Here is a 24,338-nt window from a genome sequence, read left to right on the forward strand (position 1 = left end):
AGCTTATCAGCGACCTGAAGTCATTCTTCAGGCGGAAAGACCAACATAACCAATGTGATGCAGCTTATTCATTGATGTCATCACTATGACTCTGACAAAGAGGATATTTTGCTGGCCTTTCCGGGGAAACAGGCCATCTTTCCCCACCCCATCGTCGGATAGCGGCACAAATCGCCAAGGATAAAGGCGATCAGCGCTGTCAAAATTTACGCTGAGTACAGAAAGGATGAAGAGGAGCTACCATGAATTTTGTGCTGTCGATGACGCTTATCTGCATCGCCATCGCCTGGCTGATGATGAGCCTCCTGCCGGTCTAACCGCCCCACAGTGGCCTGGATAACGCCCCCCTTCCGCCGTGGTCTTCACCGCTGAGGTTTCACCAGAGCCAGACAAGAAGCACTGGTTGCATATCAGGCTGTTGCGTTTTTCCGCCCAGGGGTAGGCTAAAGGCCCACTGTTAAGGAGGTGATATGTCTGGACTGATCAACCCACATGCGGCCCCGGAAGAAGCAGCCTATGCGCTGCTGATTGAGCTGGTTCGCGCCCAGCGCGTGCCGCAATATGAAGGCGATATTTCCGGCCTGCTGGCGTTATACGACGAAGCAGTTAAACACTTTAAAGAGAAAGAGCCCGAGCGTTAGGCATGGAGGTCGTTGTGCGGGGAAAGGGTGACGCCTGCGGGAGACGCGCAGGCGTTGGCTGGATAGCGGCTTGGGTCATCAGCTGCCGCGGTAGGTAGAGTATCCGTACTGACTGAGCAGCAGCGGGATATGCAGTTTTTGATTTTGCTTTGTGACATTGAAAATAACCGGAATCACCGGGAAGAACGTATTCATGTTTTGGCTTTTAAAATAGTCACCGGTTTTAAACGTCACTTTATAAACCCCCGGCTCCATATTCTCTGCCTGCGGATAGAGCGATTTAATCCGCCCATCGGCATCCGTTTTGCCGGTGGCGATATGCTGCCAGCTCTCCCCTTGCTGCTTATCCAGCTCAATCTGCACACCCGGCGAAGGGAGCCCGGTTTGCTGATTAAGAATGTGTACGCTGAGCGTGCCCTCTGGCGCCGCCAGCGCGCTGAAGCTGAGAAGGGAAATTACGGAGGCGATAACTAATTTCATAATCGTGACCTTTTGGGCAAGTGAAAGTGCCCTAACTATAGTCAGGGCGGCGGGGAAAAAAATTAAACTTTTTGTTATCAGATTGAGTTGATGGGTACTGTCCCCACACACAACACGCTGAACCGGTTTTGTCGTGAGAAGAGGGAGTGTCTGATGTGTGAGTAACCCCGTGCTCTTCGTAACAGGATACGTGGCACTTAATCCGTCAGAGAGGGAAAAGATTAACTAGGGTCAAATATCAAAAGGTTAAATAATATATGCCGTGGCCTCTGCCGCCTCTAACAGAACAGTGCTTACTGCAAATGGCCTGCCGTATTCGAAATAATCATTTAATATTATTTAACCTACTATTCCAGTGTAAGTAATCACCTGGTTCAGATAATGATTATTATCATTGATTCTCTTGTCGCCACGCCTTCACCATCTCCTTTGTTACCTCTTTCTTGTAGCAAATAGGTGAGTACCCACCAGCTTTGCTCCAGGCGCTGCGGCCACCGCACGAGCTGCCGTTCCGGGCGGTATTGAAGGGACAGGCACAGGTACCGGGATAGGATGCGACAGAGTCATCAATAATTCTTTGCCTGACCTGATCATCGCTTAAGGAATTCGATTTGGCGATGGAAATATCTGATGCAAAGACACACACAACAGCGAATACGGAGATGACGACGAATTTGATGTTCATTTGGATCTTTCCAGGCAGTGGATGAACATCGAGGGTATGCTTTCAAATAGTGTTCAATATTGATCTTTAACAACTGTACTTCACGCCAGCTTAAAATGCGATACTTAACCCAGTCAGACATAACCTAAAGCTATAATGACTATTAGCCTGTTACCGGCAACATATTTTCACATTCCTGCAGAGCGCTTATTCTGCACTCAGCTATAACCAGCATTAACCATTCTGTTCGATATTACAGAGCCGTAATGCCGCCAGTCTGGCTATTACTATATTCATACCTTTTTCCATCGTCCGGGTTTCAGGCTCGGACGCCAGGCGGGCGTATCCTGGAAATTGAGCTGTCATCAGTGTGATTTTCTCTTCATATGCCCCGTTCCAAATCCAATGCTGGTTTAAAAAGTCGTTTGTTGCCTCAATGATGGTTCATTATCCAAATATGAATCCTGATGAAACAAGACACAGATAACTGCTGAGGCAACGGAACCAACACCTAAACGACTCACCTGGTAGAATGCTGTACTCTGACTGGCCATCGTCTGGCAAATACTGCAGGACATAAGAAGCATCGAGATGGTTCGTCGTGAGGACAAAATTTGTCTATGGTCGTGGGGTAAGTCCAACTATAGTGTAGAATCGTCTACCGGGCTGGGTCAGTCCAAACATCTACCGCGCCTGGCTAACAATGCTCAAAAGCTATCGATGGCGCTACAATCAAAAACTGTTTCGGAGGGTTGATCATGGAAGAAATAACTAGACGCTCCAGCAAAAATGCTGGCGATGCGGGTGAATATTACGTTGCCTATATGCTTTCTCGACTGGGTATCAGCGCAGCACTAACCACCAGCGGAACAAGTGCTGTCGATATAATTGCGACGATCAACGGCTCAAAAAGCATTAGCATTCAGGTTAAAGGCTCTTGGGCAAGGAGTCAGCCGCGGCAATGGATGGTAGGCAAGCATATGCCTGTAGTATCGTCTGATTTATTTTACGTTTTCTGTAATATATCAGAAGACATCAACATGGAGAGTACGCCTGAGGTATTCATCGTTCCTAGCGAAATAGTGAAAGCCGTTTCTACCTGGCAACATAGCGTACCGTTGTTCAAAATAGCGAAAGGCCAAGATAAAGAATTTCTTAATCGCTGGGATTATATTATAGACGCACTCACAGCAATGTAATGCTGTGGCCTTGACGTTTTTGCTACGGAGACTCATTTATCAGTTCGACTATCTTAACCTCTGCGATTTTTGCCACTGGTGGCTGGTACTACCATCCTGTGCCGGTGACGTTCTTTGACCTGGAGAGTCTGTGCCAGTCCGTTGCGGATGGTGTAACGAGCGTTCCTCGCTACTCAACTAGCAGTGAACGAATGACAACACCTTCCCTCTGGACTGGCATAAGAAAAGCCTTAGCTCTTATGGCCAACTATGTCTCCACATGCAATGAATAAATAGATCTTTTACAAATGATTCTGGTCTATTATCATTGGCATAGCTCAAGCTGGATCAATGCCATGCTTGTTTCTATCGAAAGATAACTATGGATTTGATTGAAAGTCCTCAATTATTTTTTGATTGTAATCATCCAGATATTTTTGCAGTTCATTCCTGTCGATCAAACGAACTCGCGCAGACTCAGCTAATTCCATTGCTGACTTGGTATAATAAGAGTTAGTGACCACCATCGCTTCATCACAACCATAAAATGCTTTAGCGGAGATCGCTTGCTGCACAGCCGAATTACCTACAGAACCAGAATAATTCTTTGCCTGAATGACCATATTTTTACCAAATCGTGTAACAAATAAATCCGCTCCTTGGTCCTGAGTTTTCTTAGTTTCCCTAACGTCGTACCCCAGAGTTTGGAATATTTCGACGAGGAAATTTTCAAACTGGTATCCATCCATTGCATCGATAAGATACATAGTTACAAACTTACTCGGATTAAAATATTCAAGGCGCGTAGCCAATCTTTCCACTAGAATATCGAAATAAATACCCTCACATATAGACAAATACTTTTTAATATTTTCAAATGAAACCAATGGTAATCCTGGGGTATTTTTTGCATTATCATTGAATTCTATTTCTGAAAAAGTAAATTTATTATCCCAAAGGTGAAACAAGAACAAAGAAAGATCTGCTCGAAAGGTTGTCCCGGCTTCTTCTATCCATGATTTAAACGATTCGCTAACTGTTGGTTTAATATGCCTTTTGACCTCTTTAGCAAAACCATAATATAGAGCGTTAAAAGATGTTGTGAGTAGTAGCTTATCTAACAAGATGGGCAATTGTTCTAGTTCGCTAAAACCTTTTCGTACAAGCACTTCTCTGAACAATCTGGCATCTGAATAAACTCCATTATATTCTGAATACTCAACTTCGGTAGTTTGATTGTTAGAAAACCTGGATGTATATATGAAGTTTGTAAAATAAGGATCTTTAAATTTAGAGTACTTTTCCAGAACATTTTCAAGCAATTGGTTTAGTTGCGATTGCTCTTTCTTTTTCCCAAATAAATCTTTTAACATACCCTTTGACTGGTACTGAAACTCCGGGTAGAAGGATGGATCCAGGGGAATCATCTCTTGTAAATCAGATGATTTAGCAGATGAGCTTCTGCTGCCCCAGGGTGAGGATGTTATTGGTATGGTACCTGAACACCACGGGCATATAATTTCGAAAGATGTCTTATTACATGAATAACATTGGTAAATCATCAAAATCCCCCTTATGCTTCATTGAAGTTTTTTATGGTAACCTTGCTGTAATATTGTTGGTTTGTTGTGTGCGTATTCCGCCCCAAACCAATCGTTGATTCCGATTTGTTCCAGTCAAATCTCGCCATCCGTCGGAATCCACGCCCCGGGCTCCGGACTCATAAGGATAGGCCCTTCAAGATCATGAGTGGTTTCTTACTCTGCTACTTTCAAACTGAATCCGCAGCTTAAAAATGCGACGAGTATGGTTTGTGAGATCGGAGTCGAAATCCTGGCTAGATATAACATAGAAGTTTGGAATGTGAGATGCTTCCCTTCAGAACTTTTGGTGCGTGGCGATTGCGCCTTTTGACGACCCGTGCGGAGGTGGATTGAGTAGACTTCAGGAGACGTTAAGAGAAGTGAGTATGGCCCCCTACAGGATTCGATATAAACACATAACAAACTGATTTTATTTAACTATGTAGGTTAGAAAAATCACACATACCCCCAAATGTACCACCATATATTTTTCTGTGGGTGAGAATTGACTATTTATCGTACAATTTGGGGCTCACGGCACCTTCTCACATGTCGGTAATATCCACCGGTACAAAATCACGCCCAAATTTATGTGCGGAAAAATTTCTCTATATACATGCAAAATGTGTTGGTTCGGTTGGTTCAGTTGCCTCAAAACGTAAAGTCCATTGTTTTATTTGGATATTTAGCAAAAAAGTGAACCAACACCACCAGATTTTGAACCAACATTTACCGCACTGAGCCAACATTGCATCCAAACCATAGAGAGAATCCAATGAAAATGTATCTTATGGACCTGAAACAGGTATGTGAAGCTACCGGGTTTCGAAAGACTGCTATCTACGACTGGATGAAAAAAGGTACTTTCCCTCACCCAGTTAAGATAGGTCGTAGCGTTCGCTGGCCATCTGGCGAAATTGAGGAATGGATAAATGGGCATATTTCTCATCGAGATAATGGTGCCGACTAAGCTGGTTTTACCTGCCCGTTGTGTAGCGTGGGTAGGTAAATGTCGGCCATGATTTATCTTCCCGGGATTGGCAGCGAGTTATGCACGACGATCGCGTTATCCTGGTCGCCGTCTTTAAGCATATCAATTTCCCGCTTGAGTTTCTCGTTTTGCAGCTCAAGACGCTCAATATCAAGTTGAGCCTGGCGCTCACTGGTCGACCGCAAAAGGATAAGGCGAGCAAGCTCTTTCCGGGCGCTATCCTTATCCGCCGTCAGGATTTCTATCCCGAACTTGCCCAGCTTCACACCCTGCAGCAGATAGCGAGCGTCACCTTCAAGATCGCGAGTGTCAGCAAAGAAAGGCTCTCCTACCCCTTCGCCATTACAGCGAGGGCACTCTGGATTTGGATCGGCGTTGTCGACAAAGCCAATTCCGCCGGATGTATCTGGCGGCGCAGCGCCATCCGATTCAGCCTTGCGCTCAGCGGATAGCTGCTCGGCGATATCTCGCCATTGATACTTGTGATCGCTTCCCCAGCAGTACCGGCAGTTAACGCGACGGTATTGAGATATCTCGTTTAGGTCAGCGTTAATGATTGCGGTCAACTGACCGATCACATCATCGAGTTCTGCCGCATATCGTTTTTGGCGCTCATTTCGTATGGCGTGAATAAGCGCCTGACCTGTATATTTCTGTATATCTGACTGGCAGCAAAGTAAGCGTTCTCGCCTTCGCATTTGTACCCAGCCAGACGATATGCATCTACGCGTGTTTTCCCATCAACGACGTGCTGTGCAAATATCATCTGCTGGTCGGAAAGCCCGAAATCACTAGGAAATCTTAGTAGGCCAGGTTGACACCTTACCTCAAATACCTGGCATTTCTAAGCATCGGATTGACACTTTCACGATGAGGTGAAAATCGAACAAACCCCGTAACAGCGGTGCTTACAGCAATATTCATTGAGAACAGTGTAAGGCTATCGGTTTCGTGTCTGACAGTTTTCCGCTAAAAGTGTCAACCTGCCGCGTTTCGTTTCTCGATTTATCACATCGCTGGTGGACACCATACAGCAACCTGTATGTTTCACCTCGCCCACTCGGCCAGCGCTTCCACTCCCTCCTCGCTCCATTCATCCTCATCATCGGGACTCTCAGAGGCGCCATAACAGATATCACGACGAAGGAGTCCAATCGCAATATCTGCGTTCTGAATGAGATCGTATTGTGTAAGGTAAAACTCCGTATCGCCATCACACATGTAAATTCCACCATCTTCGAGAAACTCAACTTCCCAGTTCAGCTCATTCGCAGCACGCAATACACGCCGCTCTACCTCTTCATTGCTGTAAGGTCTCGTTTTTTTGCCGTCCAATGCCTTAACTGCCGCCCAGCATTGCCCCCACGTCATTCTCAGTACACGGGGAGCGCATTCATTCGGTTTTTTTTGTTCCTTTTGCAAACTGCGTGCGGTTGCTTCTACGTCGATTTTATTACCAGACAACACAACCTCACCTTTCGCCACCCAGTCATATACCGTCTGACGGCTTACCCCGCGATGACGTGCATACTCGGCTTTACTCATTAACATAGATATCTCCATAAAGCCGCTGGTGGCCTTTATTTGAAAAGTTAAACGGGGGCGCTCAACGCCGGGGAAAAGGTCACCATCACCGGGCACCAAGCTGAGCAGCAGACACTATCGCATTACCACCAGTATTGTTGTAAATCTGAATAACAGCGCTCTCTGTCACCCTGCTGCCGGCTCCTTCTTTAGATGCCATCGCCGAAATAAGTTTTGCCAGTACTTTCGGGTCGTTAAGGTTAAGTTGCTGACGTTCATTAAACCCGGTAGTTCTTACGACATGACGGATATATTCTTGAGTGTCGTTTTCCTTTGACGGAGCCCAGCGTTTGGAAATTTCATCAATCGTATTGATACCGCGGGCACCATAAATCTGAAGCTGCTTAGTCGCCGCTAACACGCCCTCATCCAGCGTAGGGAAAACGGCAAACTTACCGCTTTTGGTATTATGAGTATCGTACCCATAAGCCGAACGCAAATTACCGGGATTATTGAACCGATCGGCGATAGTGCGAGATTTATCCGCGATGTCGGCAGGAGCTGAAAAAATGGGGTTTAATTGTCCAGAAACAAACACCGATTTAATCGTGCTCCATGATGGAGCTAAGAACTCTTTCATCGCTGGGCCAACACTTCTCGGATCAAATCCAGTCTTATCCTTTACCCATTCGGCAGCGGAGTTTGCACTACCCTCCGATTTATTCATCCAGTCATTAAATGTTTCACCCTTAAGAAACTTAATGACGTTATCGACAGTTACGCCCATTTCCCTGATATTTGTCATAAACTGGTTAACATCGTTAGTGAAATCCGGGGATGCGAGATAATTACTGAACTTCTCTATACCACCAGCAAGCCCATCAATCCACTTCCCGAGATCAGGTGATTTAAGAACCGTATCGATCGCGCCGGATAACGCATCTGACAATTTACTCAGTTGCGGCGCCATAGGACCAAGGCCGATTACAAAGGCCCTGTTAATGCTTCTTTCGCTTAGCTCAATCTGATTAATGAACTCCGTCCATTTTCTGTTTTGCTCATCAGTAATGTTTAATCTTTCAGCATCCTTCTTCGCCCTTCGCTCCATCGCATCAATTTCTTCATTGCTCATATTTTTGAAGCGGTTCAGGTCGTCCAGAGTAAAGAAGTTTGTCAGGCCGTGCGCCTGCGCACCCTGCAGTGTGCTGCCGTTCTGCACGAAGATATCGCGCGCGTTGCGGATCATCTGCGGGAGCAGTTTTGCCGGGTCCTGGTCGGGATTGTTAATCCCCATCGCCTGAAACGTCCAGCGCTTAGACAGGTCCATTTGTGAATCGCGGATAGCGCCCAGCGTACCTGCAGGATTCCCAATTGCCCTCCTGTAGTTGGCTTCTATGGCACTCAGTCTCCCTGCCGACGTACCGATCCCCAGGGACATAAATCTCTGCTGAGCTGCCCCCGCTCCCAGGGTATTGATACCAAACAGGCTACCTACGCCGAGAGCGCCGGTAAACAAGCCAACAATGCTACCCCATGACAGAAGACTAGCTGTCGCTTCACTGATGTGCCCTGCCAGCGATTTAGCGTCTTTCGTCGCATCGCTGATGAAGCCCTTCGCAGAGCGAGTGCTTTTGTTGAATTCATCCTGCTTTTTCTTCGAGTCTTCCAGGTTGGTATTTAGCCGATCGATACCGCTGTTGATGGTCAGAATGGCCTCGGCCACGGCATTAAACTCCGCGCCTAACCCCTTCGCCTCACCTTTGGCTTTTTCGGTCTGCTTGCTGCTTTCGCCAATACCAACAGCAGCTACCCGCCAGGCTTCCGGTAAATCATCCAGCGCGCTCTGGTACTCGCGAAACCTTTCCATAAACGCGACAAACTTGTCGTCATTTACGTCAATGTCGACGATCGACTTAGCTACCATTAAATTCACCTCAATTCAGTAATGAGAAAGATTAAGAACAAACGCCGCCAGGCATGCCCCCATCAGAAAGGGACGCTAGTGCTTTATCCACCAGCCCCCTTGCGATTTCATGGATAGTTGGCGCAACGCCGATACCTGATTGCTGACGCTGCTGCTCCTGAATTTTTCGGATCGCCTGAATCTGTGCCTCGTTGAGTAACACTGGTTTGATGGACTGTTTCGACATAACCACCTCCTGATATTTATACAGTTATTATAATTTCATAAAATGAAATGATCATCAAAATCATTGCAATTAGTGAAAGAATAAATTCGATCGTTATCAGAAAGGAAATTGATTGTTTTATAGACTTTTGAGGAGTACTTAACGAAGATTGCGTAATGACTTGCTGCTGCTGAGCCTCAACCTAGAGCTTATCTCAATATGACTTTATTCCAGACGGTTCCAGTACCCGACGAAAGCGATTCATCCAGCTATGAGTCCTATCGACGATCTAACGATAGGCTTTGAAACCCTTGTGTCCCTCATTAAGGGACTGGATATACGGCTCGACGCGGCGACTCAGCCGGCCTGCTTCGTAATCTTTTCCAGGCAGAGTCTGAGTTTTTGTCCCGTATGACCCGTCTGGAGGGTTTTGAATGTATCCGCAACCAGTTTGATGTCATGCGTGTTCGCTGCGGCGACGACCAGCTACAGAGGAAGCCCGTTGGCATCTGTCATCAAACTGCGCTTTAGTTACCCTTATACATAAGTAACTATTTATGAAAAAGTTACTAATGAAGGGATAGGGAGCGCAGTGAACTCATTAGTATTTTTTTTGGAAAAAGTTACTAATGATGAGTTAGTCCCATTAGTAACTTCTCTAAGAAAAGTTACTAATGGGACTAAAAGCCTATCCCAACAAGATTTTATTCCAGACAATAATTGCTGCAGAAAAACTTTGATGCCAATCCGTCCGACCTCATCTGCTGGCCTAATGAATGGTTCCACAATGAAGACATGCTCCATGTAGATTTGACGCCTGAAGAAATCGCCGGATACCTTATGGCAAGATCTGGCCGGCTTCTAAACGATACGCCATAAATCGAGTTCAAATACCCGATTCCGTCAAATTCTACAAGCTAAAGCCATGGACCGCTAAGTCCAACTTATTGACTTTTACTCAACGCTGGAATTTGCCCTGAAAGCCATGCTAAACCACCTGATAGAAAAGAAGAAGTACTGTGCACTGCCGTACCATACTGCCAGGCTGCAAAGGCTAGAAAAGCGACGCTAACGATGATAATAACGCGCAAAATCTTTCGGTCAGAATGTAGCAGTATTGCTGCTAAAGTCAGGAGCAGAATCAAGGATACTGGCCAGCAGGAAACGACCGCAACATAAGTCATAAACAGGTAGCCCATTATCATGGCTTCACCTCATCTATATAAATGTTGCCATCGGTTCACTGAGTATAAAGTGGGCTTCCCCGGGCAAAACATTACCGATAAAGATGTGGAAGTCCCACGTCGTATCAAGCGTTAATGTGATGCCAGGTAGGTTAACTGGCCCAAACTGGTTAATAACAAGATTAAACGTCTTTTTAGTGGCTTTGAAAATACGATCGATTCTGATTTACACATTTGTCATCAAACCGAAGCGCTATCTTCACGTCTCTGAGTTTATAACAACTTACAATGCTGGCCGCCTTTCCAGGTCTCGCCGGCGTTCTGTCTCCTCTGCAGACCTATAACAAAGCACAGCCTCTGAGGATAATTCACAAAAGGTACAGGTATTTAGAGGCAGAACACACCACTTCTGCCATACATAGCCAGAACACGTCACTTCTGCCTATAAATAAGATATGGGCATTTTCATAGGGCGGTATGGTTTTACATGTAGCGTTCAAACTGCCACGCAGCGATTGCCACCAGCATGAACAGAACGACGAGGACTACCCCAGCACCCTACGCCTCATATAGAATGCCACTCCTGCAGAGAGACCAAGTAACGCCAGTGTGGCTGGCCTGGCTGCAATAGCTGTAAGGTAGGCTACGATCAGGTAGTCCTTTATCACGGAGATCTCCTCTCGTTTGTTTTCTTCCCGTTATAGGGTGATCGAAACGCTAATCCATAGAGTGGGGATAACTACCCCACCTTTTTTAGTAGGTATGCTAATGGGAAAAACTGAAGAGTAGCAGAAAAGCGTTGTTCGGTGGGTTGCCACGAAAGCCCTGATAAATACCCAGGTATACCTGTTCCTTTTTCCGATCTAAGATTTCAATGGTTTGGTCGATAAGAAACACTAACTCAATGGAATTGAGACTATTTAACAAACTTTAGTGGAAAACTGACACCGCAGCTAATAAATAAGGTGATAAATGGAAGGAAGAGCGAATTATTTAATTGACCCCATTGAAGAAATAGGTAACGGTGGGTATGGTGTTGTTGAGAAAATAAAGTTATTCAACACATCACATCATCTATGCGGACTTTATGCAAGAAAACTACTAACTTCTGGGAATAGTGATAAGGATGTATATCAAAGATTTATAAGGGAAATAAAAGCTCAATGCGATTGTCTACATAATAATATTGTTCAAATTTTCATAACCAACCTCGAAGCACAGAAACCTTGGTTTATTATGGAGCTAGCAAAGCACAGTCTAGACGATGAAATAAAATCAGGCACAATGACTACAGAAGACAAAATTAAGGTCCTCAAAGATGTTTTAAATGGTTTATTATTTATCCATAATAAAGGTTATTTACATCGGGACATAAAACCACAAAATATATTAAAATTTAACGATGGGACATACAAACTATCAGATTTCGGGTTGGCAAAAAGTATGACACCATCAAAAAGCCAGTTTGTAACAAGAGTTGGTGAATTCTACGGCTCCCCTGAATTTTTTGACTATGGCGTAATGGCACATGGCTACTCTAAACAATCAGACATTTATTCAATTGGAGTGCTTATTGAACATTTAAACATTGACGAAACCGAAAGTATAATAATAAAATGCAAACATAAACAGCTTAACAAACGGTATATAAATGTTGAGCAAGTCATAAGCCAAATTTCTTTGCTTGAGGAAGGATTATAATGACAACTATTTATTCATGTTCATCATTCTCTTTTCCCAAGAGCTTAGATACCATCAGCCAGGATAGCATCCTGCTTCCCAAGAAGCTAGATGGTGGATATATTTTCTCTGTTGCTGATGGAGTTGGTGGATACAATGGAGGAAAAGAAGCATCCAATCTAGCCATCAAAGAAATATCAAAACTACAACATAAAGTAAAACCATCTGATATTGATCGCATTTTTAACTCCATCAAGGACTCGATATCAGCTTTTTCGGAAAACAATGAAGAATATTCATCAGCCGCTACGACACTTACCTTTGGTTATGTTAGTGATGAAGGTTTATTGATAGGCCATTCTGGAGATTGCCGTTTATATATAAAAGAAGGTTCAAAACTTAAACAGTATACAAAAGATCACACTCAGCACCAGATACTTATTGACAAAGGTCTATTTACAGCTCGACAACTCAGAAAACTTCAAGGGGGAAATGTCCTGACTACCGCAATATCATCAAAAGTTACTCTGGAATTTCAGTCAATATTTATAAAAAAAGAAGACCTACCTATAGAAAATAATTTATTAACAATATACCTTATGTCTGATGGTGCACATTATTACTGGGAAGACCGCCCTAGATTTTCCTTAAATACGCTAAATAACGTCAATCGTTTTTCTGCTAGCTTAATGAGGAGAATAGAGAGTAAAGGTCCACATGATGATTATTCATTAATTGGATTAAATATCCATTTTGAAAATGAGAGCACTATTAGTCCTGATGCTCATTAGAAATCATAGAAATGAGTTGGATTCTGGACTCACTTTTCATATTGCCTGGTGAGCTATTGTTTGCGATGGGCTCTGCGCAGGGCGTCAGTAGCTGTCTCTGCTGCCCTGTTCACCAGTTGTCGGCCAACACTTATAGCCCTGCTGTGCGGTGCCATCCTGCTCCGTCCACTGGTTGAGCTGCATATTGCCCGCCACACGGACCAGGTCGCCTTTACGGTGTTTGGCCACCGCATTGTATAGGTGGTCCATAGCCTTGCAAGTACCGCTTGTTCGTGGTTCTGATTTGAGGATCGGACACCAGCCGGCATATGCTGAAATTTGAGCTGTCATAGCTGGAATTCTCTATGATGTTCTGTCTCTGATTTAGCCATTTCATTGATTCCGGGTATAAAAACACCCGCGGACGCGGGCGTTTTTGAAGAATTAATAAGTATTATGATACCGCCGATAATTCTTTATCGTTCGCTATTTCTTCGCCAATTTCTAGTGAGCGGTAATATTGTAAGGCCGCAGGGTCCGCAACATATTCAACCTTGCCGTGATGTTCCTCCACACATTGGATTATCTTACTCAAGTCTGTCTTAAAGAATTCTTTGCGCAGATTCACCTTATTCATGCGTTCACTGCTAAGTTTGTTATGCAAAGCGTACTCAAGAGCTGGCGCATCATCACAGCTAATCATTGCATGCACATCGAACTCAAACGGCACACTTGCACCGCTCAATTCGCTAACACGATCTAGCGGTTCAAGTCGGCGAGTCATACCTATCTTATAGACATTTTCACCAAATGAACCAATGTTAGAAATAACATAAACATGCCCCTGCTTGGTCATCTGTGCCATTGATTTTGCCCGTTCATACTGCTTATGGACATCTTCAATCTCTTGCTCTAACTGACGGCGGGTTTCTTCAAGCTCCTGGCGATGCTCTTCATCTGCGGCCAACAGGGCCTCTTCGACGGCTTTTCGCCGAGCCTCGAGCTCTTGTTCTTTGGCTTCAGCCTCTTGCTGTTGCCTTTCCAGTTCTTCTGCGCGCTGGCGTTCTTCACGCATTTGTCGTTTTATTTCATTCTGAGCATCGCGCTCATCCTGAGCGGCTTGAAGCTCCAGCACTTTATCTCGAAATTCTTTTTCCACTTCCTTCCAATCAGAACGATCGCGCAATTGGAAAAAATCATATTTAGCTATCAGTGTCTGATATATCTCTTTTTCTCTTCTGATATCTTCAAGCTTTTTCTCAAAATTCTTCAGCGTCACAGAAGCAAGAAGAGTCTTACGCTTATAGCGATAGGTATCATCGAGAACCTTCTGTATTTCCTCCTCAGCTGATTGATGTTGCTCACGAAATATGGTCTCAAAATCAAAAGCAAAATCAACGGCTTTACCGAGGATTTCTTTACTTTTCATTCTATTTAATTCGATAATCTGTCTGAGCTCCTTTTTCAGATTATCGTGTTCAATTTCACGAGCAATATCTCTATTTTTATACTTTTCAATCGCATCTTCTTTTTCCTCAATCTCAGCCGCAAGAGATTTCTGACTTCTCAACTCAAGATACTCAACAACTTTTTTATGCTTATTAATCAGATACCTATATGTTATATAAGCACCAATGGCGCCCCCCACACCTAAGACGATCAATATTGGATATAGCGCTTCCATCTCCCTTCCCCCCCCAGAGTCAGCAATTAGAATAATCTGAAATATACAAGATCTCGAATCCGAAGTTCCACATCAACCACCCATTTGCAGTAAATTTGCAATCTGGGTAGATGGAAGGAGCAATCACCTCATAAACCAAGCTCCAGGACATCTAAAAACTGTCTCAGTGTCGGTTCAAAATGCCAGTTTGTTGCCTCAGCGTTGGTTCATTCTTCAAACATGAAACCTTATTAAACAGATAGATATAACTACTGAGGCAACTGAACCAACTGAACCAACACCTAAACTACACACATGGAAGAATGCTTTTACTCTGGCTGGTCGTCGTCCGGCAGATACTGCAGGACATAAACCCGAATCTGTCGCCCATCAATGCGTGGCGACTTTCTCTGGAATCCCCGGCCTGAAGTCGGTGGCGTCAGCATGCCAGCTTTCTTCAATACCTCCGCAAACTGACGGGAGTTAAAGCCGCGGGCGATCTCCCCTTCGAAGGCTGCCGGGAAGGTGTAGAACACTATCGGGTCAGTCTCGTGCCCGCCTTTCTGCCGGTATCCCGCCATGTTGGAGATAGGGAGGCTAGTCGGGTCATATGGGAACGGTGCAAAACGGCTCATCCCGTAGGCGTTCAGGAATGCCTCTGTCTGCTCGATAATTTGCTGGTGTTCTTTATTGCCGGTACCAAACTCGCGCAGCCAGGCGTTATAGCTGTACTGAATGGCATCCCGACACGTCTGTTCATCCCAACCGGTTATCACCTTACCCAAAAGCAATGCGGCTTCCAGAATTGCGAACCGGGCACCGACACGATGGACCTGCTCCCCGTAATCTGATGGGATCAGGCTACGCCAGCGTTCTTCCGCGGCCCTGACAGCGCTAACCGCCTCGTGCTGGTGGTCAGCAAGCCATTTCACCCACTCACGCCCGGACACTCCGTGGTTATGCTGGTATGCATCTTTGAGAGCATCGGCATGGTGTTTGCCGTTGGCATGCTCATGGAAACGAACAGCCCGGCGCATCGGGATATTCAGCAGGCGAACCAGCTGGCCTGCTTTAGCCTTGCGACCGGCGCTCGCGATGAAGGTTTCCAGATCCATCTCACCGGTACTGATGGCCACAGTACGCCAGCGCTTCAGGTCACGGTTTCCGCCTTCCTTCGCTCCCTGCAGCTTACCCGTGCCGTTAAACAGTGCGTATGCCGATTTGTAGACCTCCACCGGGTCAGCACCCTGGCCAATTTCGTCAAGCGGCATCAGCGCATCGTTATGTGCGGCGGCTTCGTTCGCCAGCCCCAGCGCAGTACCGTACCAGGTGAGGCGTAGCACATCCGGATTGCCATAGAGACTGGAGGCCACATTGGCAGTGGTGGTCTTACCCGCGCTCGACTGCTCATAGAGATGGATACCAAAACCATCAGCGCCGGCAAGGCCAATCAAAGGAGCTGCCAGCGCTGCGGCCACGCCAGTCATCATCGAGTAGTTGCCAAAGGCCAGACGTCCAACACTCTCTCGCCAGCTCTCAACAGTACCGCTGGTGGTATAACCGGATGCGGCAGAACTTCGTCCGCTAAACAGCACCGGTTGATCTGGAGTACCGATGATCTCGCCATCAGGCATGATATAGGCGCCACACTGCCAGCCCGTAGCATGCGCAATGCGCCATACCTCACCATTGGCACAGCTCTGCAGCCAGTCGGCCAACGTTGCACGTAAACCACTTTTGGTTGTGACGTTCAACCCACCAGCCTTGAGCGTTCGCCAGCCTTCACGTTCACCAATATCAGCAAATGGTATTGCCTGGACAGTATCCCCCTTCGAACCGAATGGGCGCCAGCGCAGGATCAGATACCGGGTTTTACTGTCATCTATGCCAGTCCCTATGACCTCCAGAGCAGAACACAGCCAGCTTTCACGGGTAGTTATTTCCCCGGTATCTTTGTCTGATTTGGGTTCAACCCAAAAAATACCGTCAGCTCGGCTTTCAACATGTGGCTTCAGGTTGTCACTATTCGCAGATTTATTGGCTTTCAGAATTGATGTCGTTGTGTGCTCGCCCTGTTCTCTGAGCCTGGCCAGATATTGCCTCCAGTTTTCCGGTTTTTGGTCAGGAATTCCCTTATATAATTTCGCTTCCAGTACACCTGCCTGAGCAAGTTTTTCCCCAATGGCATTAATCATTATTGGCTCAATGCTTCCAGCCAGATAAACACGAGCACTGCGACGCCCTTTATCAATAATTTGCAGGTTCTCCAGTTCCGCCAGCTGCTTCGGTCCAAGATAAATGGGAGGTGTTCTGTCCTCAGCGACTTGTTTACCCATGCCCTCTTCCCATCCTTTTGCATGTGCATACGCATCGGTTCCAGCAAAAATAACTGCTTCAGTAAATTTTTCTTTTGGCAAATGTTTCAGGTTAGGTGCCAGTTTCATTGACGCTTCTCCCGATGTGCACGCAAGACGTAATCAGCAAGTTCTTCATCCGCCGTTTTAATCGTTTCTGGTACATCCTGGAGTAGCGAGATCAGAGCACAAATTAACTGCATATCCCGTTCAGCTGCTTTCGTGCCCTCTAACCATATTGAGAGCAGTGCCTGTGCTTGTTCAACACGACATTGGGCATCAATAAGCTGCATATCGCTCATACCCTGACCTCCGCATCAATTCTGACCATATCGACAATCGCCAGGACTTTATCCAGCCAGCAATGCACAACGACTGCTTGCTCAACGTCGAGGTATGGTGATATATCGGTCATTACATGAACTAACCCATTACGAGCGCGGGCCATACGTTCTGCGGTACGCTCTGCCAGAGTAAAATCTTCCGGATAAGGCTGCACACGGGATAGCGTCGCCTCGGCCTCAAGTTCGGCAGGATGGCGGTATATAGCGTTTATATTCATTTGCCCGCCCTCATTTTTGATTCTTTGACGCAGTCAGAACGACACACACCCGCATTCGCTACGGTATCGTTAAGCGCCAGCACCACCTCACCAACCGTACCCAGCATTGCGCCTATTTTGCGCATGTCTCCCTTTGCGGTCTCCTCGGTGTAGTTGTTATTGTCCGTGGCCCAGAACATCAGACTTCCAATGGCACTAATGCCGAGCAACAAATCACTCACAGCCTCATCCATGCGGTTCTGAATGCCTTCCAGCTCATCAACGGTGGCGCCTTTGCCGAATTCGTGGCGAACTAAATCGTTATACAGGCTCATGCTGCCACCTCCTGTACGCGTGTAATGCGAACGTGGCTGAGACCTTCACGCTGCGCCTGAAGCACTGCGTGGGCCATTGCTGTTTTAGTGTCGCTGGATGTGAGTTGATAGCCGATGCCAACGGTTAAACCGCGCTTATTAACGGCGTAGCCGGTGATGCGGAAATTGTTACGCATGAGCCACCTCCAGACGGATGCGACCAGCGAAAAAGCAGACATGATCGCGAGCCAGTGAACGGCGGGCGTCACGTTCAGACGGTGCGGCGATATGGTGAATTTGGGCTTTAATTGTCGTCATATCGCGGCGAACAGCGGCGATAATCCAGATAAACTGCGGATTTTGGGTAGGGGTAGTAGCCACAATGGCAGCCTCCTTGTACTGGGGATTAATCCCACCACCGGAAACGCCAATTTCACTGGTGGTGAGCTGAACAGGGTTGGCGTAACCGGCGTACAAGGTAACCGGCGCGGATTTCTCCGCCCCCATCCAACTCACCATAACTCTGCAAGCGGCACGGATTATAACCGCAGCGCTGAAAAAAGGGTGAGCGAATGTGAGGACACAAAAAAAGACGCTAGGCGCGTCATGTGTCGCCTTGTACTTTTCCAGGACGCCAATCCCGGCACCAGATTTTGCTGGTGCGTTATAACCATAGCCCGGGATGATGTAGAACATCAAGTCCTTTTTTATGGACTCCGAAAACACATTACTGCAGGTGTGATGACCATCGCGCGTACTGGTCACGAAACTCCGCCAGGCATTTTGTACGCCACTATCAGTGGCCCGCAATGTGACAGGTTTTGACAGGTTCACGCGGTGACACACCACCAGCAAAGCTTTAGCTTTTGCATTCATCAGGCCAGCCAGAGAGAGGCTTTTACCATGGGCGGTGAAAATCATTGCTTCACCTCCGTGTACTCCTTCATGAAGCGCTCAATGGGCTGCACGCATGGGAACTGATAGCCCTCGCGATAGAACGTCACGCGGTTATGCGCTACAGCGGTTACGCTCACCATCTGGCCGTGAGCGTCGCGATAGGAGTGGTTTGGCAGCGGTGTGCTGGTGGGCTTATTCATCGTTAGCCCCCAGACGTTTAGCCAGCCAACGCTGAGAGAGGCGGGTTAATTCCGCTTTACGCTGGCCGTACTCCATGCCCATATCGATCAGCGTGATGTTTGTACCCTCCAGGTAGCTGAGGTGTTCCAGTTGGGCGGCGCTCATGCTATCGCGCGGTTCGCCGTCGATACCGTTCACCTGCGCCCACTGCTTAGCGGTCATGCCACCCAGCACAATACGGGCGATCATGTTGCTTTCATTGCTGTAGTGCCGGGCTTGCGTCTCTTTCCCCTGTTCTGCCCGGGCAGCATCCAGAGCGGCGCACATCGGCTTGAAGAGGTTGGCAGCACCAATGCGGGCTTTGAGGTGCCGGCGATACTTCGCGGCGATTTCCGGCGCACTCAGCTGTAGCGCTTCCTCGCACTGGATGAAATAGCGGCGGACGGCGCGCCCCTGTTCATTGCGCTCAACCATTGCCACTTCTTTAGCCATATCCAGCGAGAGAAGGTAATCATGCTCGATTTGCTGGCGAAATTTTGCGCTCGCCCGTTTTGGTGAGCTCAAATTTTCAACACGGATATAGTCAGTCCCGGCCACAAATCCGTACTGGTCGATGCGGCCTTTAATCCAGTTGGTAAAGTCGCGGCCCACACCCAGCGCTTTATGCAAATCTCTGGCGCTCGCAATATTGGTTTCGCGCCCGCCAATTTGGCCGGGAATAACGGGAACGATGGCGGCAAAGTCATTGCCGTTAATTACGCCCGGGTTAACGTTGGGTTGAGGGGCGGCCTCAGAATTGAATCTGCTTTTTTCGATTTTCATTTTTTCGGCTCCGTTATGCGGCGGTGAAGTTGTCCGGGTAGAGGTTCAGAATGTCGGCGATATCCTGCTTTGAAAGCCCGTAATGTTGGTTGACTGCGGCCATGCGGTTAACGAACTGAATCACCTTCAGCACGTCACCACGGCACGCAAACCGGTAACGCATGTGCGCACCGATACCATCAGGGTTTTTCTCTTCCAGGCGTTCCAGGCAAATATCAAGCTCGCGCTCAAGTTCGCTCGCATAGTTGCGGCCAGATGAGAGGCGGCAATTGCGCAGGATGTCGTTTTCTGTCCACCCACCAGCCCCACAACGCAGCATGTAGGTGCGAGCACGGTGTTTCTTCGGAATGCGCTTTGAGGCTTGAACGGTGTAGGCTAGTGGCGTAACATCAGATTCGCGAGTATCTATGTTAGCCGCCTGTAATGGGCGGTTTTCTTTTTGCATTAGGCCACCTCACCACGAGATTCAGTAATGCGCTGATTAATCCAATCGTCAATTTCACTTTCAATAAAGGCGATCGAACGGGAGCCAATTTTAATTGCGGCGGGAAAACGCTGTTCACTCATAAGACGATACAACCACGCCTTACTGTAGCCAGTGCGTTTCTGAACCTCAGAGAATCGGATTAATGATTTGGACATATTTACCTCGTAAAGTCTATTGCGGTTTACGTGGCATATGATTACACGAATAAATGCTATTTCTTCATACCATTAGGCCTAATGGCTAGTGAAGAATGAATAACCCTAAGGGTAAGGGTTATTAAAGGTAAACTAGCAGTTAGCTTACCCTGAGGGTAGCTATATTAAACCCTTAGGGTAAGACTTTTCGACTAGATACAACCCTAAGGGCTGGGGTGATTAGCCACGCTTGATGGGGCATGCAACCATTTCTATTGCTTTTGCTTGGGCATTGGAAAACCCTTTACCTTCAAGGTCTTGAATAATTGCCACCTGATTCCCTCTGGTAGCTCTGTCATTATCAGGATCGTACATGTTCCATTCAGTGTTTCTTATCTGTATCGCCAGAAGGAGGGGATCATCTTTTCTGTATTTGCCCAAAAGAGTAGGTCTTTCACTATTTAACTTTTTGATTTTCTCTTTTAAGAGAGAAATCTCGCTTCTGAGGACGCTTATATCCTCTTCCGAAAATGTTTCTGGCTTCCTATTTTCTCCTGATGTAACAATATCCTCGATTGGAATATCAAGATTAACCCCTAATTTGTCAGCAATAGCCTTTAAGTCAGAACGACGGAAACCATATTTATCAAATTGAGTTGCTGACCAGTGTTCTTCTTTACTTTGCCCCCATCCACTCATTATCCGCTCTCCTATTGTTTATATTTATCAAAAAGGAATATCATCATCAAAATCCATAGGTGCTTCCGATGGAACAATCCTAGTCACGGCGGACGAAGTAAGCGCTGGAGGTAAAACCTCAGGCATCTCATCAAACTCATGAATTACATTCAAAAGGGAATGTAATGATGTATCAGATTCCATGTGGTTATCATCAACCCAAGTAGTTTCTATTGAACCAGCAACGCCCTTTTTAACCCACTCAGGCAGTCCTCCATTGGAGTCCTCAATATAAAGGAAATCGGCAATGTCCTTAAGGCTAACATGAGGCTGATAGAGATGAATTCTTGTTATGAACTCTCGAAGACTGATAAATTCTTTTTTCCGAGCCTTTAGCAACTCAGCAATGTCCAGCATTCCGCCACCTCGCGCCCCCTGATTTTGGCGGCTATGTCAGCCCGCAGAGGTGTACGGGTTTTCGGGGATCAGCCTAGACATAGCCTATTCTTTGTTCGTCTACCTAAGTCTACTATCGTCTGTATATACTGTCTATGCATCCAGTCAGGCGCGTTTCCCGAACGAGCCATGGACCACATTTTCACCATTCTCCAGCGCCTGCATATAGTCGGCATACCACTGGAGCATTTCCCGACGGCCATCCAGATACTGAGCATGGTTATATGTCCCGCGTATTGAGTTCTTATCGACGTGGGCCAACTGCGTTTCAATCCAGGCTGTGTTATATCCCTGTTCATGGAGGATGGTACTCATGGTGTGGCGGAAGCCGTGCCCGGTCGCTTTACCGTCATAACCGATTCGTTTAATCACCTGGTTGATGCTGGCCTCACTCATTGGCTTACCGGCATCATTCCGCCCCGGGAAAACATACTTCCCTCGCCCGGTAAGCTGGTGGATTTCTTCAAGCAGTTCGCGAACCTGAGTTGAGATAGGAACGAGATGTGGCCGCCGCATCTTCATTCGCTCTGCAGGGATATTCCAGATCCCCTTATCGAAGTCGATATCATCCCATTCAGAAGCACGGAGCTCAATTGTCCTGAGCCCAGTAAGCATAAGCAGGCGGGTAGCATTTCGAGTCACCACGCTGCCGCTATAGTCATTCAGAGCTCGCAGAAAGTCAGGTATTTGTTCAACCGATAAATGAGGGAAGTGTTTTTGCTTTGGTGCTTTTAGAGTACTGGCGAGATCGACCACGGGATTATGCTCTGCTCTGCCGGTGATGACCGCATAGGTGAAGATCTGCCGGCAGGCTTGACGTGTCTTTTTGAGCTTATCAAGTACTCCACGTTGTTCCATCTTGCGAAGAACAGCCAACATATCAACGGGCTTAATATCAGTGATCGACCGGGAGCCAATATAAGGAAAAATATCTTTCCTCAGATACTCCAGGATGTCGCTGGCATAGCCTGCTGACCAGTTCATCGATTTATGCTCATGCCATTCCAGCGCCAGTCTCTCAAAGCTATTTGATACGGCCATCGCCTTAGCATGTTTTTTTTCCTGTTTTTCCTGTCCCGGGTCACCACCAGCAGCCAGTACTTTTTTAGCCTCTGCTCGTTTTTGACGTGCATCGGCCAGCGAGACGTCAGGGTATACACCTAAAGCCAACGACTTTTCTTTACCTGCGACCCGGTACTTCAGCCGCCAGTATCGAGAGCCGTTGGGATTCACCAACAGGTAAAGGCCACCGCCATCAGACAGTTTATAGGGTTTGTCCTTAGCTTTAGATGTTTCGACCTGGCGGGCTGTGAGCTTCACTTGGGGGTATCTCATTTCATTGAACAGGAATCTACCCCCAAATGTACCCCCACATGAATGTGGATTTCAATAGACCATAGTAGACGTTGAGATAATAAAATATTGGAGAATGTCACGTATATGCTGGGTTGAGTAGACTTCAGGAGACGTTAAGAGAAGTGAGTATGGCACGCCCTACAGGATTCGAACCTGTGACCTACGGCTTAGAAGGCCGTTGCTCTATCCAGCTGAGCTAAGGGCGCCCTGAGAAGCGAGTGCTTCGCGGAGTGAAACGCCTGGAATTATACGGTCCACGTCGGTTGAGTCAATCCATTTTGCCAGGAAACTGCGGGGCTTATACGACGCTGGCGAAATATCCTCCACCAACTGTACAAGAAGCATACCGCCGGGCCTAATGCGCGCGTAAATCGACTCAGTGGCCAGGCGCAACGCACCTATAACCATGTAATAACCAGGGTCATAACAGGCTAAATTCGCCCCGGACAGGATAAAACAGCAAACGAGGACTGACAGCGAGGCCGGCTTCTGACAAAATATCCTCATCCCCCTTTCGTAAAGATACAGATGGAATCCTCTCTCTGATGGCAGCAAAAATTATTGACGGTAAAACGATTGCGCAGCAGGTACGCTCTGAGGTTGCGGAAAAAGTGAAGGCTCGCGTTGCGGCCGGAAAACGCGCCCCTGGGCTGGCCGTCGTGCTGGTCGGCAGCAACCCGGCCTCGCAGATTTATGTCGGCAGCAAGCGCAAAGCATGTGAAGAAGTGGGCTTCGTCTCCCGCTCTTACGATCTCCCGGAAACCACCAGCGAAGCCGAGCTGCTGGAGCTTATCGACACCCTGAATGCCGATAAGACCATCGACGGTATTCTGGTTCAGCTGCCCCTGCCTGCAGGGATAGATAACGTCAAAGTTCTTGAGCGCATCGCGCCGGATAAAGACGTTGACGGCTTCCATCCTTACAACGTTGGCCGCCTGTGCCAGCGGGCGCCGCGCCTGCGTCCGTGCACCCCACGCGGTATCGTGACGCTGCTGGAACGCTACAATATCGACACCTACGGCCTGAATGCGGTGGTCATTGGCGCCTCCAATATCGTCGGCCGCCCGATGAGCATGGAGCTGCTGCTGGCCGGCTGCACCACCACCGTCACCCACCGCTTTACCAAAAACCTGCGCCATCATGTCGAAAACGCCGACCTGCTGATCGTCGCGGTGGGTAAACCGGGCTTTATTCCTGGCGAATGGATCAAAGAAGGGGCGATTGTGGTCGATGTCGGCATTAACCGTCTGGAAAGCGGCAAAGTGGTCGGCGACGTGGTGTATGAAGATGCCGCTGAACGCGCGTCCTACATCACCCCGGTTCCCGGCGGCGTTGGCCCGATGACCGTCGCCACTCTGATTCAGAACACGCTGCAGGCGTGCGAAGAGTACCACGACGTTGAGGAGGCCTGAGATGGCGACATTTTCCTTAGGAAAACACCCGCACGTTGAGCTGTGCGATCTGCTGAAACTCGAAGGCTGGAGCGAAAGCGGCGCCCAGGCGAAGATCGCCATCGCCGACGGGCTGGTAAAAGTCGACGGTGCGGTGGAAACTCGCAAACGCTGCAAAATCGTCGCCGGTCAGACGGTGAGCTTTGAAGGCCAGAGCGTGACCGTCACGGCCTGACCGCGA

The 24,338-nt window shown here is 47.4% G+C and carries 31 protein-coding genes, 1 tRNA gene and 2 pseudogenes; 7 read left to right on the forward strand and 27 right to left on the reverse strand.

The window, feature by feature from the left end; translation table 11 throughout:
• Nucleotides 1-27: 27 nt before the first annotated feature.
• The gene (locus ACQUTI_RS11850) at nucleotides 28-168 is read right to left on the reverse strand and encodes a hypothetical protein (protein WP_053087926.1); all 141 of its coding nucleotides are present in this window, start codon (nucleotides 166-168) and stop codon (nucleotides 28-30) included.
• A 302-nt stretch (nucleotides 169-470) separates the two neighbouring features.
• Between ACQUTI_RS11850 and ACQUTI_RS11855 the strand changes: the two genes are divergently transcribed.
• On the forward strand, nucleotides 471-641 hold the full coding sequence (locus ACQUTI_RS11855; protein WP_254465468.1) for an ATP-NAD kinase: 171 nt from the start codon (nucleotides 471-473) through the stop codon (nucleotides 639-641).
• A 78-nt stretch (nucleotides 642-719) separates the two neighbouring features.
• On the opposite strand, the gene uraH is transcribed toward ACQUTI_RS11855, so the two are convergent.
• Together uraH and ACQUTI_RS11865 are read right to left on the reverse strand one after the other, a co-directional pair.
• A complete protein-coding gene (gene uraH / locus ACQUTI_RS11860) occupies nucleotides 720-1,121 on the reverse strand; it encodes a hydroxyisourate hydrolase (protein WP_002892366.1) in 402 nt (133 codons plus the stop codon).
• Between the two features lie 391 nt (nucleotides 1,122-1,512).
• Nucleotides 1,513-1,806: a hypothetical protein gene (locus tag ACQUTI_RS11865; RefSeq protein WP_049092949.1), complete on the reverse strand. Its 294-nt coding sequence runs from the start codon at nucleotides 1,804-1,806 to the stop codon at nucleotides 1,513-1,515.
• A gap of 737 nt (nucleotides 1,807-2,543) precedes the next feature.
• On the opposite strand from ACQUTI_RS11865, the gene ACQUTI_RS11870 reads away from it, so the two are divergent.
• On the forward strand, nucleotides 2,544-2,984 hold the full coding sequence (locus ACQUTI_RS11870; protein WP_049092948.1) for a hypothetical protein: 441 nt from the start codon (nucleotides 2,544-2,546) through the stop codon (nucleotides 2,982-2,984).
• A gap of 359 nt (nucleotides 2,985-3,343) precedes the next feature.
• Here ACQUTI_RS11870 and ACQUTI_RS11875 read toward each other — a convergent pair whose 3' ends face one another.
• Nucleotides 3,344-4,525, reverse strand: a complete 1,182-nt coding sequence (locus tag ACQUTI_RS11875) for a restriction endonuclease (protein ID WP_122543306.1) — start codon at nucleotides 4,523-4,525, stop codon at nucleotides 3,344-3,346.
• 811 nt (nucleotides 4,526-5,336) lie between these two features.
• On the opposite strand from ACQUTI_RS11875, the gene ACQUTI_RS11880 reads away from it, so the two are divergent.
• Nucleotides 5,337-5,516: a helix-turn-helix transcriptional regulator gene (locus ACQUTI_RS11880; RefSeq protein ID WP_308340022.1), complete on the forward strand. Its 180-nt coding sequence runs from the start codon at nucleotides 5,337-5,339 to the stop codon at nucleotides 5,514-5,516.
• A 53-nt stretch (nucleotides 5,517-5,569) separates the two neighbouring features.
• Here ACQUTI_RS11880 and ACQUTI_RS11885 read toward each other — a convergent pair whose 3' ends face one another.
• The 7 genes and pseudogenes from ACQUTI_RS11885 to ACQUTI_RS11915 all read right to left on the reverse strand — a co-directional run bounded on the left by ACQUTI_RS11885 (nucleotide 5,570) and on the right by ACQUTI_RS11915 (nucleotide 11,042).
• Nucleotides 5,570-6,235 (reverse strand): hypothetical protein, encoded by a 666-nt coding sequence (locus ACQUTI_RS11885; protein WP_423131554.1) that lies wholly within the window; start codon nucleotides 6,233-6,235, stop codon nucleotides 5,570-5,572.
• Nucleotides 6,236-6,584: 349 nt separating this feature from the next.
• Nucleotides 6,585-7,088, reverse strand: a complete 504-nt coding sequence (locus ACQUTI_RS11890; protein ID WP_065803238.1) for a hypothetical protein — start codon at nucleotides 7,086-7,088, stop codon at nucleotides 6,585-6,587.
• 79 nt (nucleotides 7,089-7,167) lie between these two features.
• Nucleotides 7,168-8,985: a hypothetical protein gene (locus tag ACQUTI_RS11895; RefSeq protein ID WP_428923271.1), complete on the reverse strand. Its 1,818-nt coding sequence runs from the start codon at nucleotides 8,983-8,985 to the stop codon at nucleotides 7,168-7,170.
• Nucleotides 8,986-9,016: 31 nt separating this feature from the next.
• On the reverse strand, nucleotides 9,017-9,211 hold the full coding sequence (locus ACQUTI_RS11900) for a hypothetical protein (RefSeq protein WP_428923272.1): 195 nt from the start codon (nucleotides 9,209-9,211) through the stop codon (nucleotides 9,017-9,019).
• Between the two features lie 271 nt (nucleotides 9,212-9,482).
• A pseudogene (locus tag ACQUTI_RS11905) lies at nucleotides 9,483-9,721 on the reverse strand (hypothetical protein); the annotation flags it as partial.
• A gap of 413 nt (nucleotides 9,722-10,134) precedes the next feature.
• Complete coding sequence (locus ACQUTI_RS11910) at nucleotides 10,135-10,395, reverse strand: hypothetical protein (RefSeq protein WP_139788340.1); 261 nt, start codon at nucleotides 10,393-10,395, stop codon at nucleotides 10,135-10,137.
• 524 nt (nucleotides 10,396-10,919) lie between these two features.
• Nucleotides 10,920-11,042, reverse strand: coding sequence for a PEP-CTERM sorting domain-containing protein (locus tag ACQUTI_RS11915; protein WP_281122374.1), 123 nt, complete (start codon nucleotides 11,040-11,042; stop codon nucleotides 10,920-10,922).
• Nucleotides 11,043-11,346: 304 nt separating this feature from the next.
• On the opposite strand from ACQUTI_RS11915, the gene ACQUTI_RS11920 reads away from it, so the two are divergent.
• Nucleotides 11,347-12,075, forward strand: coding sequence for a protein kinase domain-containing protein (locus ACQUTI_RS11920; protein WP_049088964.1), 729 nt, complete (start codon nucleotides 11,347-11,349; stop codon nucleotides 12,073-12,075).
• Complete coding sequence (locus ACQUTI_RS11925) at nucleotides 12,075-12,845, forward strand: PP2C family protein-serine/threonine phosphatase (protein ID WP_073972308.1); 771 nt, start codon at nucleotides 12,075-12,077, stop codon at nucleotides 12,843-12,845. The genes ACQUTI_RS11920 and ACQUTI_RS11925 overlap by 1 nt, the downstream gene beginning before the upstream one ends.
• 53 nt (nucleotides 12,846-12,898) lie before the next feature.
• Here the strand turns inward: ACQUTI_RS11925 and ACQUTI_RS11930 are convergent.
• From ACQUTI_RS11930 to ACQUTI_RS12005, 16 genes and pseudogenes are all read right to left on the reverse strand, one after another.
• Nucleotides 12,899-13,175: pseudogene (locus tag ACQUTI_RS11930) on the reverse strand (hypothetical protein).
• A 103-nt stretch (nucleotides 13,176-13,278) separates the two neighbouring features.
• Nucleotides 13,279-14,508 (reverse strand): GIY-YIG nuclease family protein, encoded by a 1,230-nt coding sequence (locus tag ACQUTI_RS11935; protein ID WP_281121755.1) that lies wholly within the window; start codon nucleotides 14,506-14,508, stop codon nucleotides 13,279-13,281.
• A 308-nt stretch (nucleotides 14,509-14,816) separates the two neighbouring features.
• Entirely contained in the window at nucleotides 14,817-16,931 is a 2,115-nt protein-coding gene (locus ACQUTI_RS11940) for a DUF927 domain-containing protein (protein WP_281121754.1), read from the reverse strand.
• Complete coding sequence (locus ACQUTI_RS11945) at nucleotides 16,928-17,143, reverse strand: hypothetical protein (RefSeq protein WP_048330751.1); 216 nt, start codon at nucleotides 17,141-17,143, stop codon at nucleotides 16,928-16,930. The genes ACQUTI_RS11940 and ACQUTI_RS11945 overlap by 4 nt, the downstream gene beginning before the upstream one ends.
• Entirely contained in the window at nucleotides 17,140-17,403 is a 264-nt protein-coding gene (locus ACQUTI_RS11950) for a nicotinic acetylcholine receptor subunit beta (RefSeq protein WP_281121753.1), read from the reverse strand. The genes ACQUTI_RS11945 and ACQUTI_RS11950 overlap by 4 nt, the downstream gene beginning before the upstream one ends.
• On the reverse strand, nucleotides 17,400-17,717 hold the full coding sequence (locus tag ACQUTI_RS11955; protein WP_004177032.1) for a hypothetical protein: 318 nt from the start codon (nucleotides 17,715-17,717) through the stop codon (nucleotides 17,400-17,402). Before ACQUTI_RS11955 ends, ACQUTI_RS11950 begins: the two co-directional genes overlap by 4 nt.
• Complete coding sequence (locus ACQUTI_RS11960; protein ID WP_004177033.1) at nucleotides 17,714-17,893, reverse strand: hypothetical protein; 180 nt, start codon at nucleotides 17,891-17,893, stop codon at nucleotides 17,714-17,716. Before ACQUTI_RS11960 ends, ACQUTI_RS11955 begins: the two co-directional genes overlap by 4 nt.
• Complete coding sequence (locus tag ACQUTI_RS11965; RefSeq protein ID WP_281121752.1) at nucleotides 17,886-18,617, reverse strand: host cell division inhibitor Icd-like protein; 732 nt, start codon at nucleotides 18,615-18,617, stop codon at nucleotides 17,886-17,888. The genes ACQUTI_RS11960 and ACQUTI_RS11965 overlap by 8 nt, the downstream gene beginning before the upstream one ends.
• A complete protein-coding gene (locus tag ACQUTI_RS11970; RefSeq protein ID WP_004202343.1) occupies nucleotides 18,614-18,793 on the reverse strand; it encodes a DUF4222 domain-containing protein in 180 nt (59 codons plus the stop codon). Before ACQUTI_RS11970 ends, ACQUTI_RS11965 begins: the two co-directional genes overlap by 4 nt.
• Nucleotides 18,786-19,595: an antA/AntB antirepressor family protein gene (locus tag ACQUTI_RS11975; RefSeq protein WP_032730932.1), complete on the reverse strand. Its 810-nt coding sequence runs from the start codon at nucleotides 19,593-19,595 to the stop codon at nucleotides 18,786-18,788. The genes ACQUTI_RS11970 and ACQUTI_RS11975 overlap by 8 nt, the downstream gene beginning before the upstream one ends.
• 13 nt (nucleotides 19,596-19,608) lie before the next feature.
• A complete protein-coding gene (locus ACQUTI_RS11980) occupies nucleotides 19,609-20,040 on the reverse strand; it encodes a hypothetical protein (RefSeq protein ID WP_032730933.1) in 432 nt (143 codons plus the stop codon).
• Nucleotides 20,040-20,237, reverse strand: coding sequence for a helix-turn-helix transcriptional regulator (locus tag ACQUTI_RS11985; RefSeq protein WP_049014658.1), 198 nt, complete (start codon nucleotides 20,235-20,237; stop codon nucleotides 20,040-20,042). Before ACQUTI_RS11985 ends, ACQUTI_RS11980 begins: the two co-directional genes overlap by 1 nt.
• Before the next feature lie 219 nt (nucleotides 20,238-20,456).
• Nucleotides 20,457-20,915, reverse strand: a complete 459-nt coding sequence (locus ACQUTI_RS11990; RefSeq protein WP_049014656.1) for a hypothetical protein — start codon at nucleotides 20,913-20,915, stop codon at nucleotides 20,457-20,459.
• Nucleotides 20,916-20,942: 27 nt separating this feature from the next.
• Nucleotides 20,943-21,311, reverse strand: a complete 369-nt coding sequence (locus ACQUTI_RS11995) for a hypothetical protein (protein ID WP_065809273.1) — start codon at nucleotides 21,309-21,311, stop codon at nucleotides 20,943-20,945.
• Between the two features lie 144 nt (nucleotides 21,312-21,455).
• Entirely contained in the window at nucleotides 21,456-22,670 is a 1,215-nt protein-coding gene (locus ACQUTI_RS12000; protein ID WP_057222244.1) for a tyrosine-type recombinase/integrase, read from the reverse strand.
• Nucleotides 22,671-22,835: 165 nt separating this feature from the next.
• A tRNA-Arg gene (locus ACQUTI_RS12005) sits at nucleotides 22,836-22,912 on the reverse strand.
• Between the two features lie 339 nt (nucleotides 22,913-23,251).
• Here ACQUTI_RS12005 and folD point away from each other — a divergent pair.
• Both folD and ybcJ read left to right on the forward strand, forming a co-directional pair.
• On the forward strand, nucleotides 23,252-24,118 hold the full coding sequence (gene folD, locus ACQUTI_RS12010) for a bifunctional methylenetetrahydrofolate dehydrogenase/methenyltetrahydrofolate cyclohydrolase FolD (protein ID WP_004143017.1): 867 nt from the start codon (nucleotides 23,252-23,254) through the stop codon (nucleotides 24,116-24,118).
• Between the two features lies 1 nt (nucleotide 24,119).
• Nucleotides 24,120-24,332 (forward strand): ribosome-associated protein YbcJ, encoded by a 213-nt coding sequence (ybcJ, locus tag ACQUTI_RS12015; RefSeq protein WP_004143016.1) that lies wholly within the window; start codon nucleotides 24,120-24,122, stop codon nucleotides 24,330-24,332.
• Nucleotides 24,333-24,338: the final 6 nt, after the last annotated feature.

It is taken from the genome of Klebsiella sp. 7-CIP_Kleb. (genome assembly GCF_050378655.1).
GTDB lineage: Bacteria > Pseudomonadota > Gammaproteobacteria > Enterobacterales > Enterobacteriaceae > Klebsiella > Klebsiella quasipneumoniae.